Origin of the sequence: Streptomyces sp. NPDC014995 (assembly GCF_043080745.1) — a bacterium.
In the GTDB taxonomy this organism is placed as follows: Bacteria; Actinomycetota; Actinomycetes; order Streptomycetales; family Streptomycetaceae; genus Streptomyces.
This window is the reverse complement of record NZ_JBIBVX010000005.1, coordinates 85,879-106,407: the sequence shown is the minus strand read 5'-3', so window position 1 is coordinate 106,407 and position 20,529 is coordinate 85,879. Positions and strand designations below refer to the sequence as shown.

Genomic DNA, 20,529 nt, shown 5'->3' with positions numbered 1-20,529 from the left:
TGATGAGCCGCCGTGACCTCGCACACCGAGGAGAAACCCGCCACCGCCCGCAAGCCCGAGACCGGCTGGGCCAGGGCCCGCCGTCTGCGCCGTGGCGACCCCGCGCTGCGTACCTGCATACCGGCCACGGAGGCCCCCGGCAGCATGCCCGGGACACGGCCCTGGCCGGAGGGGAACATCGTCAGGGGTGAGGACTGAGCAGTAGGCATCGAGCGGTAGGCGATCCGGCGGTACACACCGCCCCGTCAGCGGTACCGGGGCCGGCCCGGAGTGCGACCGGGGCCGGGTCCGGAGTCGACCGGGGCCGGGTCCCCAAGCGTGACCCCGGCAGGTCGTCGGTCCGGAGGACAGGCAGTGAGGTCCCCTCGCACCGCGTGACTCCCTCTTCGACGACGGGATGGGCCGCTCCGGGGCTCCCTGCCGGGCCGGCACGTCGAGGACGCCCCGGCGCCCCCGGTTCGTCACCGGCGCCCACGGCAAGGTAGAGATCCCCCATGAACCTCCTTGTCACCGGAGCGGCCGGTTTCATCGGCTCCAGCTATGTCCGCGGTCTGCTGGCCGACGGTGCCGCGGACATCACCGTCCTGGACAAGCTGACCTACGCCGGCACCCTCACCAACCTGCCGCTCGGCCATCCCCGCCTGGAGTTCGTGCAGGGCGACATCTGCGACGCCGCCCTCGTCGACAAGCTGATGTCCGGCGCCGACCAGGTGGTGCACTTCGCCGCCGAGTCCCACGTCGACCGCTCCATCCAGGGCGCGGCCGCATTCGTCCGCACCAACGTCCTCGGCACCCAGACTTTGCTGGACGCGGCCCTGCGCCACCGCGTCGGCCCGTTCGTGCACGTCTCCACCGACGAGGTCTACGGCTCGACCGAGACCGGCGCCTGGCCCGAGGACCGCCCGCTGCGGCCCACCTCGCCCTACGCCGCGTCCAAGGCGTCCTCCGACCTGATCGCCCTCTCCTACCACCGCACGCACGGCCTCGACGTCCGCGTCACGCGCTGCTCCAACAACTACGGCCCGCACCAGTTCCCCGAGAAGATCGTCCCGCTGTTCGTGACGAACCTCCTCGACGGCCGGAAGGTCCCCCTCTACGGCGACGGCCGCAACGTCCGCGACTGGCTGCACGTCGAGGACCACTGCCTCGGCGTCGACCTGGTCCGCACCAAGGGCCGCCCCGGCGAGGTCTACAACCTCGGCGGCGGTACGGAGCTGAGCAACCGGGAGCTGACCGGTCTGCTCCTGGCGGCCTGCGGGGCCGGCTGGGACCGCGTCGAGTACGTCGAGGACCGCAAGGGCCACGACCTGCGCTACTGCGTCGACTGGAGCAAGGCCCGCACCGAACTCGGCTACCGGCCCCGCCACGACTTCACGTCCGGCCTCGCGGAGACCGTCGCCTGGTACCGGGACCACCGCGAGTGGTGGGAGCCCCTGAAGCGGGGCGCGGGGCTGCGGTGAGGCTGGGGCTGCGGTGATCCGGCTGGTTACAGGGGGAGCGGACGGGTCGCCTGGCCGCCCCGTGCCACCGCGCCCGGTGAACCAACAGCGACGGCAATCCGCGCGGACGCCGTCGCGGCTTCGGCTGTGCCGGGACGATGACTGGCTGGCTGCGCGTGACCGGGTTCCGCTGTGACGGTGACGGTGACTGGCTGTGCCGTGACCGGGCTCGGCCGGCCGTGACGGTGTCCGGCTGTGCCGCCATGGCCCCGCACGCGCTGTCACGGTCCCGACTGCGCCGCGACGGCGCCCGGCTGCGCGCTACGGCGTCTGCAGCCTGCCTTGCGGCGCCTGCCTCACGGCGCAACCGTCACCGCCCCCCGGTCGCCCCCATCCCGCCCCCGCGCGGGCCGGTGATCGCGCAGTGAAGACGCGCGGTAGCCGCCGTAGGCTGGGGGCGTGCGCCTTCTGATCATGTCCGACACCCATCTCCCCAAGCGCGCCAAGGCCCTCCCCGCCCCGCTGCTCGACGAACTTCCGCACGCCGACGTCGTGATCCACGCCGGGGACTGGGTCGACACGGCCACCCTCGACCTGCTGGAGAGCCGCAGTCGCCGGCTGCTCGCCGTGTACGGCAACAACGACGGCCCCGAGCTGCGCGCCCGGCTCCCCGAGGTCGCGTACGCCGAGCTCGGCGGAGTGCGCTTCGGCGTCGTCCACGAGACCGGGCCCGCCCAGGGCCGCGAGGCCCGCTGCGCCGCCCGCTTCCCCGACCTGGACGTCCTCGTGTTCGGCCACAGCCACATCCCCTGGGACACCACCGCCCCCGGCGGACCGCGCCTGCTCAACCCCGGTTCCCCCACCGACCGCCGCCGTCAGCCCCACTGCACCTACCTGACGGCCGCGGTGGCCGACGGACGCCTCACGGACGTCGTCCTGCACCGCCTCCCGCCGCGCTGAACTCCCGCCGGCTGCCGCACCCGGCGCCGCTCTCTGCCGCTGCCGGTCCCCAACCGGTGGCCCCGGCGCGCCCCGGCGAGGGATGCCCTTCCCTGTGGTCGTTGTCCCGCCGGCCGCAGGGGGAGACGGCGCGCCCTGAGGCCCTGACCGACCCGGCGAGCACCGCCGTCGACCTTGCCGGCCTCCGCACCGCGGCCTGGCTTGCGAGGTCACCTGCTGACCCGGTCTCGCCGGCGTCGGGCTTGCGGGATCAGTGGTGGACGTGGTCTCGCCGGCGTCGGGCTTGCGGGGTCACTGGCGAACGCGGTCTCGCTGGCGTCGTGGCGGACGCGGTTTCTCACTGGCGTCCGGCCTGCGAGGTCACCGGCGGACCCGGCCTCACCGCCACCGGCCGCCGGGCCTGTAACGCCACCGGCGGACCCGCCCCCGCCCCCACCGCCCCGGGGCCCGCGACTCCGCCGCCTGACCCCGCCTCACCGACCACCACGATCCGGCGAAGCCGACGTCCGGGCGCACCGCGGGCGGTGGATCGCCCCCGCCGTGGCCGTGAGCGGGGCCCCGGTGCCGCCCCAGCGCAGCGCGACGATCTCGGCGGCCACGGACACCGCCACCTCCTCCGGCGTGCGGGCCCCCAGGTCGAGCCCCACCGGTGAGCGCAGCCGGGACAGTTCACCTTCCGTCAGCCCCGCCTCGACCAGCCGCCGCCGGCGGTCCTCGTGGGTGCGGCGGCTGCCCATCGCCCCGATGTACGCGGCCGGCCGGCGCAGCGCCACCTCCAGCAGCGGTACGTCGAACTTCGGGTCGTGGGTCAGCACGCAGATCACCGTGCGCCCGTCGGTGTCCGTGTCGCGCAGATAGCGGTGCGGCCACTCCACGACCACCTCGACGCCCGGTGGGAAACGCCTGGCCGTGGCGAACACGGGCCGCGCGTCGCAGACGGTGACCCGGTAGCCGAGGAAGTCCCCGATCCCGGCCACGGCCGCCGCATAGTCGATCGCCCCGAACACCAGCATCCGCGGCGGCGGCGCGAAGGAGTGCAGGAACACCGCGACGGCGTCCTCCCGCCGCTCGCCGCGCGGCCCGTAGTGCCGTACGCCCGTGGCGCCCAGGGCGAGTTCGCCGCGCGCGTCCGCGGTGACCGCCGCGTCCAGGCCGACGGCGCCCAGCGTGCCGCATGTGCGCTCCGGCCAGACGGCGAGCGTGGCGCCGCGCGGGGCGGGCCCGTCCGTCACCGTCGCCACGGTCACCGGCTCACCCGCCGCCACCGACCGCGCGACCGCGCCGAACGACGGATCGAGGGCGGGCGTCACCGGCCGCACCAGCAGGGTGATCTCGCCGCCGCAGGTGAGACCGACCGCGAACGCGTCCTCGTCGCCGTAGCCGAAGGTCTCCAGCCGGGCCTCGCCGCTCGCCACCGCCTCCCGCGCCAGCTCGAACACCGCGCCTTCCACACAGCCCCCGGACACACTGCCCACGACCCGGTCGTCCGGGCCCACCGCCATGGCCGCTCCCGGATCGCGCGGCGCGCTGCGGCTGACGGCGACCACGGTGGCGAGTCCGAACGGCACACCGGCCGCGTACCACCCGTCCAGCACCGGGAGAATGTCCCGCACGTCCCGCTCCTTCCCGTCCGCCGCCGGCCTCGCCGCCGCGCCGCGAGCAGCCGGGTACCCCGCGCCGGGCAGGGCGTGTCCTCCGGACCGGCCGGGCCGGCTCCGAGCCACTGCGCGGTGCGGCTCCCGTGGCGGCCGGCCCCATCACGACGGTGCCGGCCGGTCGAACGCGAGGGCCGGACACGGGCAGGGACGCGAGGGCCGGACACGGGCAGGGACGCGAGGGCCGGACACGGGCAGGGACGCGAGGGCCGGACACGGGCAGGGACGCGAGGGCCGGACACGGTCAGTAACGCCAGGGCCGGACACGGGGCGGACGCGAGGCGGGCCCGGACACGGGCAGGGAAGGGCCGGACACGGACATGGGCCCGGACACGGGCGCGGGGTGGGGCGCGGGGTGGGCCGGACACGGACGTGAACCCGGACACGGGCGCGGGGTGGCCCGGACACGGGCCGTCCCAGGAATTCTTCGCCGGACCGGTGTGCGGCGCGAGGGCCGGCCACGGAGTGCCGGCCGGACCAGGCGGTCGCCCACGACTTGCCACATGCTGGATCCATGGGCGGTCCGGCCCCGGGACGGTGCCCTGCCAGCACACCGGCGCCCGGACGTCCCTTCGGGGGAGCCCGCAGACCCCGGCACGAGCGAGGGCGGTGAGGATCGTCATGAAGGGCTACGTCTTCCACGGCCCCGGACAGTCCGCTTGGGAGGAGGTTCCGGACCCGGTGATCAAGGACGCCGCCGACGCGATCGTCCGCGTCGACGCCGTCAGCATCTGCGGGACCGACCTGCACATCCTCAAGGGCGACGTGCCCGAGGTGCGCCCCGGCACGGTGCTGGGGCACGAGGCGGTCGGCGAGATCGTCGAGGTCGGCGGCGACGTGCACGCCGTGCGGCCGGGGGACCGGGTCCTGGTCTCCTGCATCAGCGCCTGCGGCCGCTGCCGCTACTGCTGGGAGAAGGCATACGGCCAGTGCCGGGGCGGCGGAGGCTGGATCCTCGGCCATCTGATCGACGGCACGCAGGCCGAGTACGTGCGCGTGCCCTTCGCCGACCTGTCGCTGCACGCCCTGCCCAGCGTCCTGGACGGCAAGGACGCCGTCCTGCTGGCCGACATCTTCCCGACCGGCTACGAGGTGGGCGTGCTCAACGGGCACGTGCACCCGGGAGACACGGTCGCCGTCGTCGGCGCGGGACCCGTCGGCCTGGCCGCCATCGCCACGGCCCAGCTGTACGCGCCGGGACGCGTCGTCGCCGTGGACCTCGCCGCCGCCCGGCTGGACGCCGCCAGGGGGCTCGGCGCCGACGCCGTGGTCGACGCCCGGGAGGAGCCCGAGCAACTCGTCGCCGACCTCACCGACGGGCTCGGCGCCGACGTGGTCATCGAGGCGGTCGGCGTACCGGAGACCTTCGAGCTGTGCACGCGCATGGTGCGGCCCGGCGGGCACGTCGCCAACGTCGGTGTGCACGGCAGGCCCGTGACCCTGCACCTCGAGGACCTGTGGATCAAGAACGTGACCATCACGACCGGACTGGTCGACACCTACTCCACCCCCACCCTGCTGCGGATGGCCGCCGCCGGGCGCCTGCCCACCTCGTCCCTGGTGACGCACGTCTTCCCGCTCGAGCGCATGGAGGAGGCCTACGACGTCTTCTCCCGCTCGGCCGTCACCGGCGCGCTCAAGGTGGTGCTCGGCGGAGAGCAGCACGACGTCGTCGCCGTCCGGGCGGCGTGACGGCAGCGACCGCCCCGGCGCGACGCCGGTGACCGAGACCCCCGCGATTAAATCGTTTCACTTCAACTCAACAGTGATGGTGTCGAGGTATTGACCGACAACCGAGCGGAACCCTAACCTCCGGGCAATCCCTTTGAAACCTTTCACGAACCCGGTGGTGCACCGTGTCCTGGGACATCTCGCGTCGAAGACTCCTGCAGCTCGGTGGCGCCGCGACCGCCTCCGTCATGCTGACCGGCCCCCGGGCCCTCGCGGCCGGCCAGGCCCCCGGAGCAGCCGGGCAGCCGCCCAGGCCCACCGGGATGCTCGCCGACCTGCTGCCCCGGTCGCTCGGTACGAGCGCCGGGCAGCGGCCCCGGTTCAGCTGGATGGTTCCCGACTTCGGTGCCGGCACCGTCCAGCGGGCGTACCAGCTTCAGCTGGCCGCCACCCCGGGCGGCTTCGAGACGGACCAACTCGTCTGGGACTCCGGCAAGCAGCTCTCCGCCGACTCCGTCGCCGTGCCCTACGGCGGGCCCGCGCTGAAGCCCCGTACGGCCTACTGGTGGCGGGTCAGCAGCTGGGGGGAGCAGCGCTCGGGCTGGTCGGAGCCCGCCCTGCTGGCCACGTCGGTCGACGACGAGTGGGAGGCCGAGCCGATCTGGGCGCCGGCCGGCCCCACCATGACCGACGGCACCTTCGCCGTCCGGCTGAAGATCACCACGGTGGCCGCGGGTCTGTGGTTCCGGGCCACGAACACCGCCAACAACTACATGTGGCAGCTCCGTGCGGGCAGCACGGCCGGCGTGCTGCGCAAGCACGTCTGCGTCAACGGCACCTACACCGTCCTGGGCGAGACCACCCTGCCCTTCCCCGTCGCCACCGGCGCATGGATCGACCTCTCGATCACCATGACCGGCCCGACCTTCGTCACCACCGTCAACGGGACGGTCGTCGACACCACCACCCACGGCCGGTACACCTCCGGCAACGTCGGTCTGCGCAACGGCCTGACCGAGTCCCAGGTGTACGACGAGGTCAGCTACACCGCGGCCGACGGCACCGTGCTGCTGGTGGACGACTTCGCCTCCGACAAGGGCACCTTCTCCGCCGGCACCGTCTCCGGCGGCACGCTCACCTTCCCGACCGGCGCCACCTCGCTGTCGTCCTACGGCGCCGACGACACCTGGGCCCTGCTGCGCCACGAGTACGACCTGGCCGACAAGGAGGTCGCCGCCGCCGTGCTCTACGTCGCCGCCACCTCCCCCACGCCCGCCCGTCAGTACGTGGCCAAGGTGTGGAGCAACGGCGACGTGGTCGGCTTCGCCTCGGTGCGCTCCGGCGCCGGGGTGGCGTACCAGGCGTTCGACATCACCTCCACCCTGCGCCGCGGCGAGGCCAACGCCCTGGCCGCGCTCTGCCACACCACCTCGTTCCAGAAGTTCCTGGCCCAGCTGGAGATCACCTACGCCGACGGCACCCGCCGGACGGTCGGTTCCGGCAGCGGCTGGAAGGCGCGCCGCCAGGCCGGGATGCTGCCCGCCAGGGGCAGCGCGGGCAGCAGCTACTACACCGTGCCGCAGGAGTACTGGGACCTGCGCTACGAGCCGGTCGGCTGGACCGAGCCCGGCTTCGACGACGGCGACTGGTACGCCCCGGCGTCCCGGCAGGCCATCGACGGGCTGGTGCCGGCGCTGATCGAGCCGGTGCGGCTGCACGACGTGCGGCCCGCCTCGGTGACGAAGACGGCCGACGGCCGCTGGCTGGTGGACCTCGGCCGCGAGATCGTCGGCGGACTGGCCCTGAAGATCACCGGCACCGCGGGGGACACCGTCGAGGTGCGCCTCGGCGAGGAGCTGAACTCCGACGGCACCGTCCGCCACCAGCTGCGCGCCACCAACACCTACCGCGAGGTGTGGACGCTGCGCGACGGCGTCCAGCGCTTCGAGCACTGGGGCTACCGCGGCTTCCGCTGGGCGGAGCTGCGCACCTCCCTGGACCTGTCCGCCGACGGCGTCGTGATCGCCGGCCGGGCCTGGAAGCTGGACTGGGACGACTCCCACAGCTCCTTCGGCAGCTCCGACGCCGGTCTCGACCGGGTCTGGGACCTGTGCCGCTACTCCATCGAGGCCACCCGCGGCGACCTCTACACCGACACCCCGACCCGCGAGCGGGGCCCCTACGAGGGCGACGCGCTGATCAACCAGCTCTCCGAGTACGGCGTACAGCGCTCCTACGCGCTCGCCCGGTGGTCCAACGACTACCTGGCACGCCAGGGCACCTGGCCCACCGAGTACCGGCTGATGTGCGCGATGTCCGCCTGGGAGGACTACCTCGCCACCGGTGACGACCGCCAGCTCGCCAAGGACTACGACCTGCTGACGGCCAAGAACCTCACCGCCCACCTGGACTCCCAGGGCCTGGTCCGCAAGGCCCCCGGCAACACCAGCCAGGACCTCGGCGACCTGGTCGACTGGCCCGCCGCCAGCCGGGACGGCTACGTCTTCACCACGGTCAACACCGTCGTCAACGCCTTCCAGTACGCGGCCTTCGACGCCCTCGCCAAGTGCGCCCGCGCTCTCGGCAGGGACGGGGACGCGGACCGGCTGCGCGAGCGGGCCGACACCCTCGCCGCGGCGATGCGGGACACCCTGCTGGACAGCGCGGCGGGGAAGTTCCGCGACGGCGTCGGCACCACGCACAGCGCCCAGCACGCCACCGCCTTCCCCGTCGCGCTCGGCGTCGCCGACACGCTGGAGCAGTCCGTCCTGTCCAGGCTCGGCGACACGCTGGCCGCCGGCGGGATGAAGGTGAGCGTCTACGGGTCGCAGTTCCTGCTGGACGCGCTCTTCCGGCTCGGCCGCTCCGACGCGGCGCTGGCGCTGCTCACCTCCAGGGCCACCAACTCCTGGCTGCACATGCTGGACGACCTGAAGGCCACCATCGTCACCGAGGCCTGGGACCCCGCGCTGAAGCCCAACACGACCTTCTCGCACGCCTGGGCGTCCGCACCGGCCAACGCCGTCTCCCGGCACGTGCTGGGCGTGCAGATCACGGCCGCGGGCGCCGAGGAGTTCCTGATCCGGCCGCGGACCGGCGGCCTCACCCGGGTGAACGGCACCGTGCCCTCGGTACGCGGCCCGGTCTCGGTCTCGGTGGACCGCTCCGGCACCGCTCACTCGGCCCGGGTGACCGTGCCGCCGAACTCCCGTGCCGTACTGGAGGTGGAGATCGGGGACGCCGACCCCTCGGAGTACCGCGTCACGGCCACCGCACCGGGCGCCCGCGGCCGGGTGGACGTCAAGCCGTTCACCGACCTCACGGGAACGGTGCTGCGCATCGGACCGGTCGGCTCGGGCACGACGGAGGTCATCCGCACGACCTCCTGAGCCCCCGCACGGTCACCGGAACCGCCCGCAGCGCGCCGACGAACGGCGCCCGCGGGCGGTTCCTGCCGTCAGGGGGCCGGACGCGGCCGTCCGGACACCGCCCGGGAATCCTCCCTTCCGCCGCGGTGCCCCCGGTTCCTGACGCCCCGTCGACGGTTTCCTGGTGCCCACCGGCATGCAGACCGTCCAGAACACTGCCGGAAACCGGCAATGCGCCAAAGCACCCCCGGCGTCCACCATGACGTACGGGGAGCACCGCGGACGGTTCCGGTGCCGGACACCGGCAGGTGCCCGCACCGGGAACCGCGGCGATCCCGGGCACCACCCCACATGAGGGATGCGCACCACGGGCGGACAGCGGAAGGAGGGCGGGACATGCGGACGTTCCTGCCGGCCGCGACCGGAATGCCCACGATCCTGCTCACCGCGGCCCTCGTCGTGGTCGTGTGCTTCTGGCTCCTCGTCGCCCTGGGCGTCGCCGCCGCGGACGGCTTCGACACGGACGTCGACCTCCGGTCGTGGGGCATGGGCGGCGTACCCGTGACGGTCGCCTTTTCCTTGCTGACCACCTTGGCCTGGTCCCTGAGTGTCGGGGCGACGGTCCTGTCGGCCGCCTCCGCGCCGCCGGGGCCGGCCACCGGGCTGCCGCGTCTGCTCGCGCCGCTCGGGGCGCTGCTCGTCGCCTGGCGGCTGACCCGCCTGCTCGTCCGGCCGCTGCACCGTCTCTTCCCCGATGAACCCGGGCCCTCCCGGCCCGGCGAGGTCCACGGGGACGACGGCACCGCGCCGCACGGCGCGGGTGACGGGTGCCGGGACGCCTCCGAGGGAGCGCCGGACGACCGTCCGCTTCCCCTGTGGGACCGCGCCGCCTGAGCCGCGCCGCCGCCGGGCCCCGCCCTCTCCTGCTCACGCCTCACTCTTCTCACGCCTCAAGGACGTATGCCATGAATGCCATCACCCTGGGCGTCGGCGTGCTCGTCGCCGTCTGTCTGCTCTCCCTGCTCGTCGTCCCACGGCTGTTCCGCAAGGTGGAGCAGGGCAAGGCGCTGATCGTCTCCAAACTGCGCAAGGTCGACGTGACCTTCACCGGTCAGATCGTGCTGCCGGTGCTGCACAAGGCCGAGGTGATGGACATCTCGGTGAAGACCATCGAGATCACCCGGGCCGGCCGGGACGGGCTGATCTGCCGGGACAACATCCGCGCGGACATCCGGATCTCGTTCTTCGTGAAGGTCAGCAAGACCGTCGAGGACGTCATCAAGGTCGCCCAGGCCGTCGGCACCGCACGGGCCAGCGACCGGGACACGCTCCAGGAGCTGTTCCACGCGAAGTTCTCCGAGGCGCTGAAGACCGTCGGCAAGCAGCTGGACTTCACCGACCTGTACACCAAGCGCGAGGAGCTGCGGTACCGGATCATCGAGGTCATCGGCGTCGACCTCAACGGCTACCACCTCGAGGACGCGGCGATCGACTACCTGGAGCAGACGCCGCTGACCCAGCTCGACCCGGCCAACGTCCTCGACGCCCAGGGCATCCGCAAGATCACCGAGCTGACCGCCGTGGAACACGTGCGCACCAACGAGGCGCAGCGCACGGAGGAGAAGGAGATCACCCGGCAGAACGTCGACGCCCGCGAGGCCATCCTGGAGCTGGAACGCCGGCAGGCGGACGCCGAGATCAAGCAGCGCCGGGAGATCGAGACCGTACGGGCCCGTGAGGAGGCCGAGACGGCGCGGGTGGTCGAGGAGGAGCGACTGCGGGCGCAGGGCGCGTTCCTGAAGACCGAGGAGCAGCTCGGTGTGCAGCGCGAGAACCAGGCCCGCGAGGTCGCCGTCGCCGCCAAGAATCGCGAGCGGGTCATCGCCATCGAGAACGAGCGCATCGAGAAGGACCGGCTGCTGGAGGTCATCGCACGGGAGCGGGAGACCGAGCTGACGCGGATCGCCGCCTCCAAGGAGGTCGAGGCGGAGAAGCGGGAGATCGCCGAGGTCGTCCGCGAGCGCGTCGCCGTGGACCGCACGGTCGCCGAGCAGGAGGAGTCCATCAAGAAGCTGCGGGCGGTGGAGGAGGCGGAGCGGCAGCGGCAGGCCGTGGTCATCGCCGCCGAGGCAGCGGCGCAGGAGAAGCTCGTCAAGGACATCAAGGCAGCGGAGGCCGCCGAGCAGGCCGCCACGCACCGCGCCGCCGAGGAACTCACCCTGGCCGAGGCCCGGTTGAAGACGGCCGACCTCGACGCCCGCGCCAAGCTGCGGCTCGCCGAGGGTGTCCAGGCCGAGTCCGCCGCCGAGGGACTGGCCGCCGTCCAGGTCCGCGACAAGGAGGCCGAGGTCATCGAGAAGGCCGGCCGTGCGGAGGCCGAGGCCACCGAGGCCCGGATGCGCGCCGAGGCGGAGGGCGCCCGGGCGAAGGCGCTCGCCGAGGCCACGGCCATCGGCGAGAAGCTGAAGGCCGAGGCGGCCGGACTGACGGAGAAGGCCGCCGCGATGGCCGCGCTCGACGAGGCGTCCCGCACGCACGAGGAGTACCGGCTGCGGCTGGAGGCGGAGAAGGACGTCCGGCTGGCCGGTCTGGACGTGCAGCGGCAGGTCGCCGAGGCACAGGCCACGGTGCTCGCCACCGGGCTGGAGAACGCCGACATCAGCATCGTCGGCGGCGAGTCGGTCTTCTTCGACCGGCTGGTGTCCTCGATCGCGCTCGGCAAGAGCGTCGACGGCTTCGTCCAGCACTCCGAGACCGCCCAGGCGCTGGCCCGGCCCTGGCTGGACGGCACCTCCGACTTCACCGGCGACCTGACCCGGATCCTCGGCTCGGTCTCCACGGCCGACGTACAGAACCTGACCGTCTCCGCGCTGCTGATGAAGCTGATGAAGACGGGCGGACCCGACGCCACCGCGCTGCGCCAACTGCTGGACAGGGCGGGTGAGCTGGGCGTCGCCGACACCCCGCTCGCCGCCCTGAACGGCAGCGCCGGGCGCTGACAGGCCGGCGGTCCGGAGCTGCCGCACAGGGGACGGCAGCTCCGGACCGCCTTCTTCCGACTTCCGAGAGGAACCGCATGACCACCGGCCTGGCCACCGGCACGTACGACGCCGTCGACACCGGCACCTACGAGGTGCTGCGCGACCGGCTCACCGCGCAGGCCGCCGAGCTCGCCCGGCGGGCCGAGGCACTCAACGCCCGCCGCACCGAGGAGTTCGGCTCGACCCGGCTCGAACTGGCCCGCACGCAGCGGCTGCGCACCGGGCACGCCTGCGTGCCCCGCGACATCGTCGCCGTCGGCGACGTGCTGCTCTTCGGCCACAACGTCTTCCTCGACGTGAAGCCGGAGACGACCGTGGCCGACGTGTTCGCACTGCACGACCGCGACCTGGAGCGGCTGCCCGACGACGCCGTTCCCGGCCTGCTCGACGACCCCGCCTTCGTCCGGGAGTTCACCGCCCTCCACCGCTACTACCGCCAGGCCCACCTGCTGCAACTGCGTCGCGTCGACGGCAGGCTGCTGGCCGTCTTCCGCACCGGCGAGAAGGCCGACGACATCCGCGTCCTGCGCTGGGCGCTGTCCGACGACGGGCAGGCGCGCTTCCTTGACGCACGCGGCGACCGCGACCACGTCCTGCCGCCCTCCCACGACGTCGACTGGCGCGAGACGACCCGCGAGGACCACGTCCTCGGCCGCCACCCGCACGTGTCCGTCGAGGGCGAGGTCTTCGTCGCCGCGGTCGGCGGCACCCTCACCGTCAAGGCCGAGGACGACACCGAGACGGGCGAGGCAATCCACTCGGAGCCGGTCGACGAGCCGTTGCAGTCGCTCGCCGACGCCGACCTCGCCCACGCGCGCGTGGGCGCCCTGATCCTGCTGCGGATCCGCCCCTACAAGGAGGACACCCACCGCTACCTGGTCTTCAACACGCTCACCCGGAGCGTCGTACGCCTCGACGGCATCGGGCGGGCCTGCCGCCGCCTCCCCGAGGACCAGGGCATCGTCTTCCCCGGCGGCTACTGCCTGGCCACCGGCACCCACAAGACGTACGAACTCGACACGGACGGCCTGGAGTTCGAGCGGGAGGTGCGCTCACCGAACGGCGAGGACGTGCTGTTCGCCTTCCACGCGCGCGTGGCGGGCCGCACCCTGCTGATGCCCTACAACACGATCCGCAAGGAGGTCGCGACCCCGCTGTCCTGCCACGGCTGGGCCCTCTTCGACGACGGCACCCTCATGGTGCTGCGTGCCGACGGCGACGAGCCGCAGCGCGTGCACCCCCTCCAGCTGTGGAACTCGCCGTACGTCTCCGACACCCACGCCGCCGGCCGGCCCGTCGGCACCGGACCGCTGGCCCGCGTCGGCAACGCCGACCTGGTCCGAGGCATCTCCGACTGCCTGTCGGTCACCCGTGCCGTCGCCGGCACGACCCCGACGCGTGAGGTGTACGCGGCGCTGGCCGCCGCCTGCGCTAGGGCGGCGGACTCCCACCACTGGCTGGCCGAGCCCGAACTCGGGGATCTGCACACCCCGCTCGACCAGGTGCGGACCACGGCCGAGCAGGTGCTGGCCGAGTTCGAGACCGTGCAGGCGCTGACCCGGCACGCCGCCGACGCGCTCGCCGGGGCCGCCGCCCGCCTCGCCACGGTCGTCCGGCGCCTGCGCGGCGAGGCCCCCCGCAGCGCCTCGGCCTGGGTCACCGGCCTGAACCAACTCCGCCACGCCCAGGGCCACCTGCTCACGCTCAGGGATCTGCGCTACGCGGACACCGCCCGCATCGACGCACTCGCCTTTGAGGCCGAGGCCGACCTGGCGGCCTTCGGGCAGCGGGCCGTCGCCCACCTGGCCCGCGAGGACGCCTTCGCCGGCCACCACGCGGACGTCGAACGGCTCCTCGCGGACGCCGAGGCGATCGCCACCGTCGCCGAGGCCGCGCCCGTCGCCGCCAGCCTCGACGAACTCACCGACGGACTGCGCACGGTGACCGAGGTCGTCGCCGGGCTCGACATCGGCGACGCCACCGTCCGCACCTCGGTCCTGGAACGGATCGCCGAGGTGCTCGGCGCGGCCAACCGCGCCCGCGCCACGCTCGGCACCCGCCGCCGCGAGCTGCTCGACCACGAGGGAAGGGCCGAGTTCGCCGCGGAGCTCGCGCTGTTCGGCCAGGCGGTCACCGGCGCGCTCGCCGCCGCCGACAGCCCCCGGGCGTGCGACGACCAACTCGCCCGCCTGTTGGCGCAGTCGGAGAACCTGGAGTCCCGGTTCGCCGAGTTCGACGACTTCCTCGGCACGCTCGCGGACAAGCGCGACGAGATCCACGAGGCGTTCGCGGCCCGCAGGCAGACCCTCGCCGACGCCCGCGCCCGCCGCGCCGAGCGCCTCGCCGACTCGGCGGCCCGGGTCCTGCGGACGGTCGCCCGCCGGGCCGCCACGCTCGCCGACGCGGACGCCGTCGCCACGTACTTCACCTCCGACCCGATGCCCACCAAGGTCCGCCGCATCGCCGACGAACTGCGCGGACTCGGCGACCAGGTCCGGGCGGAGGAACTGGACGGCCGGCTCGAGGCCGCCCGCCAGGAGGCCACCCGCGCCCTGCGCGACCGCACCGACCTGTACGCCGACGACGGCCGCACCCTGCGCCTGGGCGCCCACCGCTTCGCCGTCAACACGCAGCCCCTCGACCTCACCCTCGTCCCGCACGGCGACGGCCTCGCCGTCGCGCTGACCGGCACCGACTACCGCGCCCCGGTGACGGACGCCCACTTCCCGGACTTCGCCGCCACCCGCCCGTACTGGGACCGCCCCCTGCCGTCCGAGTCACCCGAGGTCTACCGCGCCGAACACCTCGCGGCCCGGCTGCTGGACGAGCACGGCCCCGAGGCCCTGGCGGAGGCCGACCTGCCGGCCCTCGTACGCCGGGCCGCGGAGGAGGCGTACGACGAGGGCCACGAACGCGGCGTCCACGACCACGACGCGACCCTGATCCTCGAAGCGCTGCTCCGTCTGCATGCCGGCGCCGGCTCCCTGCGCCACGAGCCCGCCGCCCGCGCCGCCGCCCAGCTGTTCTGGGCCCACGGCACGACGGCCGAGGCCCGCGAGAGCTGGACCCGGCGCGCGCTGTCGCTGGCCCGCGCACGAGACACGTTCGGACTGGCGCCCGCCATCGCCGACCTGTGCCGGGAGCTGGCGGAGGCGATCGGCGGGGAGGGCGCACAGGCTGCCGCCACCTACCTCTTCGAGGAGCTGACCGGCGGCCCCGACGGCTTCGTCATCAGCGCCGGCACCCGCACTCTGCTCGACACGTTCCGCCGTACGGTGGGCACCTCGGCGTACGACGACGACCTCGCCGCCCTCGGGCAGCCGAGCGCCCGCCGCCAGCTGGTGCAGGCGTGGCTCTCGTCGTACGCGTCCTCGACCGGCACGGACCTCGCCCCCGGCGACCTGGCCGAGGCGGTGGCCGCGGAGCTCTGCCCGGACCTGCCGCGCCACGAGTCCGACGCACCCCTGACCGCGACCGTCGAGGGGCTCCTCGGCAGCCACCCCCGCATCACCGGCCGCCGGCTCACGGTCCGCCTCGACGAACTCCTCGCCCGCACCCGAGCCTTCCGCGCCCACGACGTCCCCGCCCACCGCGCCTACCAACGCCGCCGGGGCGCCCTGGTGGCCGCCGAGCGCGCCCGTCTCCGCGTGGACGAGTACCGCCCGCGCGTGATGCCCGCCTTCGTCCGCAACCGGCTCATCGACGAGGTCTGCCTGCCGCTCATCGGCGACAGCCTCGCCAAGCAGCTCGGCACCACGGGCGACGGCAGGCGCACCGACACGGGTGGCCTGCTGCTGCTCCTCTCCCCGCCCGGCTACGGCAAGACCACGCTCATGGAGTACGTCGCCGACCGCCTCGGCCTGATGCTGGTGAAGGTCAGCGGCCCGGCGCTGGGGCAGGCCGTGACCTCACTGGACCCGGCGGAGGCCCCGAACGCCACCGCCCGCCAGGAGGTCGAGAAGATCAACTTCGCGCTGGCGGCGGGCAACAACACCCTCCTGTACCTCGACGACATCCAGCACACCTCGCCCGAGCTGCTGCAGAAGTTCATCCCGCTGTGCGACGCCACCCGCCGTGTCGACGGCGTACGGGACGGCGAGCCGCTCACCCACGACCTGCGCGGCAAGCGCTTCGCGGTCTGCATGGCCGGCAACCCCTACACCGAGTCCGGCAGCCGCTTCCGCGTCCCCGACATGCTCGCCAACCGCGCCGACGTGTGGAACCTCGGTGACGTCCTCAGCGGCAAGGAGGACGCCTTCGCACTGAGCTTCGTCGAGAACGCCCTGACGGCGAACCCGGTCCTGGCCCCGCTCGCCGGGCGCGACCCGGCCGACCTCGACCTGCTGATCCGCCTGGCCTCGGGGGACTCCACCGCCCGCGCCAACCGGCTCGCCCACCCGTACGCCCCCGCCGAACTGGAACGGACCCTCGCCGTCCTGCGCCACCTGCTGACCGCGCGGGCGACCGTCCTCGCGGTGAACGCCGCGTACATCGCCTCCGCGGCCCAGTCCGACACCGCCCGCACGGAACCGCCCTTCCGGCTCCAGGGCTCCTACCGCAACATGAACAAGATCGCCCAGCGCGTCCAGCCGGTCATGAACGACGCGGAGGTGGCGGCACTGATCGACGACCACTACCGGGCCGAGGCCCAGACCCTCACCACGGGCGCCGAGGCCAACCTGCTGAAACTGGCCGAGCTGCGCGGCACGCTCACCGCCGGACAGGCGGCACGCTGGACCGCGGTGAAGGCCGCCTACGTCCGTGCCCGGGCGCTCGGCGGCCCGCAGGACGACCAGCTGACGCGGGCCGTCGCCGCGCTGGGCCTGCTCGCCGACCGGATCGCCGCCGTCGAGGCGGCGATCCACCGCGCCGTCGGCCCGCTTCACCCGCCGGCCGGCCCGCACGCCCGGCACGCCGCCGGGAGGCAGGAACCTGCGGTGAGTCCTTCCGGGTGCCCTTCGGGGCCGGCGTCCTGATCACCGGCCCGGGCGGTGGCGCCGCGGAGCGGCAGGGACCGACGCGGCGGCCCGCCGGTGCCGGCCGTGGGCCGGTCCCGGCGGTCACCACCTGTCGTGGACGTCCGGCCGCCGCGCCCTCGGCGTCGGCTGCCGGCCGAGGAGCTCGGCCAGGCCCTGGCGGGTCGCGGCGAGGACCACGCGGTCCTGGGGCCGCAGGACGTAGCCGGGGTGGAGGTCCCATACGAGTCCGGCGGGGCGGTCGGCGCCGTCGTGCTCCGGCGTGGCGGCGAGGTCGGGGAGGCGCTCGTCCGGTTCCGCGGTGTCCAGGGCGAGGACGCGCCAGGCACCGGGCCGGAACGACTCGGCGATGGTGCGCCCCTCCAGCCGCGGGTGCCCGGCGACGTTCAGGGCGGCGAAGACCAGGACCCGGCGTTCGACCGGGATGGCGCCGAGGACCTGGCGGCCCATCATGGCGCCGGCGAAGGCGGGGGCCGCGAGGGTGGAGACACTGCGGCTGCGGGTGAGGGCCTGGGGATGGGCGGCGCGCAGGGTGCGGTAGACGGCTGTGGCGAAGTCGTCGTCGTACAGGCGCAGCGCCACCCGCAGGCCGGGCTCGACGGAGCGGGCGTACAGGGCCGCTTCCAGGTTGGTGGTGTCGTTGCTGGTGAGGGCGAGCAGGGCGTGCGCGCGGTGGATGCGGGCGGCTTCCAGGACGCCCTCCTGGGTGACGTCGCCGAGGACGGTGGGCACGCGCAGACGGCGGGCGAGCGGGACGCCGCGCGCTTCGGGGTCCTCCTCCACGCACACGACGGGAATGCCGAGTTCCCGCAGCCGGGCCAGGACCCGCGTGCCCACCTTGCCGAGGCCGAGCAGGACGACGTGGCCGGACAGGCCCCGGGGCGGGCCGCGCAGCGCGGACGCGGTGCGGAAGGTGCCCAGCGCCTCCAGGACGGCCGCGAGCAGCACCGGCAGCAGGAGTAACCCGGCCAGGCCGGCGAGGAGCTGGAGCACCTGGCGGGCGGTGGGCTCGCCGATGGCCGGGTCGCCGATCGCGAACAGGTCGAGCAGGGTGAGGTAGGCGGCGTGCAACGGGTGGTCGCCGGTGGTCAGCCAGGCCGCGACGGCCAGGCCCAGCACACAGGCCGTGAGCCCGGTCAGCGACCAGCGCACCCGGCGGGAGAAGAGCCGGCCGAGCGGCAGCCCTCGCCCGGTCAGGCGGGCGGGCGGGGGAGTGGGCCCGGTGTGCGCCACGGTTTCGAGGACCACCGTGCCCCGCCCGGTCGCGGCGGCCACCGTGTCGTCGTCGGGCAGCAGCGTGGGTCCCTCCCGGCCACTGGCGTCCGTCCCCTCCGCGCCGGCCGGATCGCTGGTGGTCGACGACAGCAGCGCGAGCGTGCACAGGCCGTGGTCCGCCGCCTCGCCCTGGCCCGGCGGGGTGCGCTCGGCGGCGCGCAGCAGCAGCCCGTCCGCCTGGACGACCTTGCTGGTGCCGGCGACCGCGGTGGCCGCGAGGGCGGGGGCGGCGGTGTCCGCGTCCGACAGGACGGTCGTGGAGGTGTCCAGGGCCTCCGGGTCCAGCCCGGGGACGGCGAGGACGGCGGCCTGGTCGAGGAGTTCCTCCAGGTGCTGGCCGAGTTTGCGGTTGTAGAGGCGGATGACCAGGCGCAGCCGGGGGTTGAGGCGGCGGGCGGCCAGCGCGGCGTGGATGTTGGTCGCGTCGTCGTCGTGGACGAGGGCCAGGGCGGCGGCCTCCCGCGCGCCCGCCTCGGCGAGGGCGGCCTCGTCGAGGGCCTCGGCCTCGATCACCCGCGGCGCGGCGAGGTCCCCGTCCGTACGGTTCATCGCGACCTGGATCCGGCCGAGCAGCGCCGAGACGCGCGGCGCCGGCCCGGCCGGGCCGGACCGGTGGGCGGACGGCGGTACGACGAGGGTGACCCGCTCCCGGTACACCGCCGTGAGCTCGGCCGCCAGCCGCTCGGCGAGGGCGTCGTCGCCGCAGACGATCATGTGCCCGGTGCGCGGACCGCCGCGCGCCGGCTGGGGGAAGAGGACCATGCGTCGGTGACCTCCCGCTCAGGCCAGGGCGAAGTAGCGCAGCCACACGTATCCGGCCGACAGTGCCACGGTGACGGCCGTGACGACCAGACCGTACTTGGTGAACTGCCAGAACGAGATGGGCTGGCGGTTGCGCTCGGCGATGCCGAGGACGACCACGTTGGCGCTGGCGCCGATCGCGGTGGCGTTGCCGCCGAGGTCCGCGCCGATGGCCAGGGCCCACCACATGACGTGGTCGCCGGAGCCGCCCATGCTCTGCACCAGGTCGGCGGTGATCGGGGCCATGGTGGCGACGTAGGGGATGTTGTCGACGATGCCGGACAGCACGGCCGAGGCGCCGAGCAGCAGCATCGAGCCGCCGAGTTCGTTGTCCCCGATGGCGTCGGCGAGGGACGCGGAGATCTCGCCGATGACGCCGGTCTCGATCAGGCCGCCGATCATGATGAACAGCCCGGCGAAGAAGGCGAGCGTGGGCCACTCCACCTCGTCGAGGATCTCGCCGGTCTCCGCCTTGGAGATCGCGATGAGCAGGCCCGCGCCGAGCAGGGCGACCACGCTGGGCGCGTAGTGCAGCACCGGGTGGAGCACGAACCCGACGACGACCAGGGCGAGCACCAGCAGGCCCTGCACGAGCATCCGGGGGTCCTTGATGGCCTCGCGCTCCTCCAGCTCCATGACCTCGACGGCCCGCGTCTCGTCGTAGACGAAGGACTTGCGGAACAGGAAGCGGCACAGCGCGACCAGCACCACGATCAGGATCGCCGACAGGGGCGCGAGGTGGACGAGGAAGTCGTTGAAGGTGAGATCGGCCCGGCTGGCGATGATGATGTTGGGCGGGTCGCCGACCAGGGTCGCGGCGCCGCCGATGTTGGAGGCCAGCACCTCGGCGATGAGGTACGGCGCGACGGGCAGCGCGAGGCGCTCGCACACCAGCAAGGTCACCGGCGCGATGAGCAGCACCGTGGTGACGTTGTCGAGCAGCGCGGACGCGAAGGCGGTGATGACGACGAGCATCACCATCACCCGGAAGGGCTTGGCCCGTGCCCGTTTCACCGCCCAGATGGCCAGATACTCGAACATGCCGGTCTTCTTCAGCACGCCGACGATCATCATCATGCCCATGAGCAGGAAGATGACGTTCCAGTCGACGCCGCTGTGTTCGGAGAAGAACGCCGATTCGTCGTCCGTCGCCCGGATCGCCAGCATCAGGGCGGCACCGCCCAGCGCCGCCGCCACGCGGTGGATCTTCTCGCTGATGATCAGTCCGTACGTGGCCACGAAGACGACGATGGCCGCCCAGCTCTCCCAGCCGTTCACGATCCTCCGATGAGTCGTTCCGTCAGACGGGCGGCGCTCAGGCCACCCGTCAACCGTTGTAGGGG

At 73.7% G+C, this 20,529-nt stretch carries 11 protein-coding genes; 8 read left to right on the top strand and 3 right to left on the bottom strand.

Translation table 11 applies throughout. The features are described from left to right. The first annotated feature begins 12 nt into the window (after window positions 1–12). From ACF1A1_RS12215 to ACF1A1_RS12205, 3 genes are all read left to right on the top strand, one after another. Window positions 13–198 (top strand): hypothetical protein, encoded by a 186-nt coding sequence (locus tag ACF1A1_RS12215; RefSeq protein ID WP_391999196.1) that lies wholly within the window; start codon window positions 13–15, stop codon window positions 196–198. A gap of 296 nt (window positions 199–494) precedes the next feature. Then, window positions 495–1,460: a dTDP-glucose 4,6-dehydratase gene (rfbB, locus tag ACF1A1_RS12210; RefSeq protein WP_391999194.1), complete on the top strand. Its 966-nt coding sequence runs from the start codon at window positions 495–497 to the stop codon at window positions 1,458–1,460. A 438-nt stretch (window positions 1,461–1,898) separates the two neighbouring features. Then, a complete protein-coding gene (locus tag ACF1A1_RS12205) occupies window positions 1,899–2,399 on the top strand; it encodes a metallophosphoesterase family protein (protein ID WP_391999192.1) in 501 nt (166 codons plus the stop codon). Window positions 2,400–2,872: 473 nt separating this feature from the next. On the opposite strand, the gene ACF1A1_RS12200 is transcribed toward ACF1A1_RS12205, so the two are convergent. Next, complete coding sequence (locus ACF1A1_RS12200) at window positions 2,873–4,012, bottom strand: XdhC family protein (RefSeq protein ID WP_391999190.1); 1,140 nt, start codon at window positions 4,010–4,012, stop codon at window positions 2,873–2,875. Between the two features lie 663 nt (window positions 4,013–4,675). On the opposite strand from ACF1A1_RS12200, the gene ACF1A1_RS12195 reads away from it, so the two are divergent. The 5 genes from ACF1A1_RS12195 (at window position 4,676) to ACF1A1_RS12175 (ending at window position 17,110) form a co-directional block, all read left to right on the top strand. Next, window positions 4,676–5,746 (top strand): alcohol dehydrogenase catalytic domain-containing protein, encoded by a 1,071-nt coding sequence (locus ACF1A1_RS12195; protein ID WP_391999188.1) that lies wholly within the window; start codon window positions 4,676–4,678, stop codon window positions 5,744–5,746. A gap of 164 nt (window positions 5,747–5,910) precedes the next feature. Beyond that, window positions 5,911–9,114, top strand: a complete 3,204-nt coding sequence (locus ACF1A1_RS12190) for a family 78 glycoside hydrolase catalytic domain (RefSeq protein WP_391999186.1) — start codon at window positions 5,911–5,913, stop codon at window positions 9,112–9,114. 375 nt (window positions 9,115–9,489) lie between these two features. Further along, window positions 9,490–9,987: a hypothetical protein gene (locus ACF1A1_RS12185; protein WP_391999185.1), complete on the top strand. Its 498-nt coding sequence runs from the start codon at window positions 9,490–9,492 to the stop codon at window positions 9,985–9,987. Window positions 9,988–10,058: 71 nt separating this feature from the next. Beyond that, the gene (locus ACF1A1_RS12180; RefSeq protein WP_391999183.1) at window positions 10,059–12,092 is read left to right on the top strand and encodes a flotillin family protein; all 2,034 of its coding nucleotides are present in this window, start codon (window positions 10,059–10,061) and stop codon (window positions 12,090–12,092) included. Between the two features lie 77 nt (window positions 12,093–12,169). Then, on the top strand, window positions 12,170–17,110 hold the full coding sequence (locus tag ACF1A1_RS12175; RefSeq protein WP_391999182.1) for a DNA repair ATPase: 4,941 nt from the start codon (window positions 12,170–12,172) through the stop codon (window positions 17,108–17,110). A gap of 84 nt (window positions 17,111–17,194) precedes the next feature. On the opposite strand, the gene ACF1A1_RS12170 is transcribed toward ACF1A1_RS12175, so the two are convergent. Both ACF1A1_RS12170 and ACF1A1_RS12165 read right to left on the bottom strand, forming a co-directional pair. Continuing rightward, a complete protein-coding gene (locus tag ACF1A1_RS12170; protein WP_391999180.1) occupies window positions 17,195–19,147 on the bottom strand; it encodes a potassium channel family protein in 1,953 nt (650 codons plus the stop codon). 18 nt (window positions 19,148–19,165) lie between these two features. Beyond that, window positions 19,166–20,464: an SLC13 family permease gene (locus ACF1A1_RS12165; protein ID WP_391999179.1), complete on the bottom strand. Its 1,299-nt coding sequence runs from the start codon at window positions 20,462–20,464 to the stop codon at window positions 19,166–19,168. Between the last annotated feature and the right edge of the window lie 65 nt (window positions 20,465–20,529).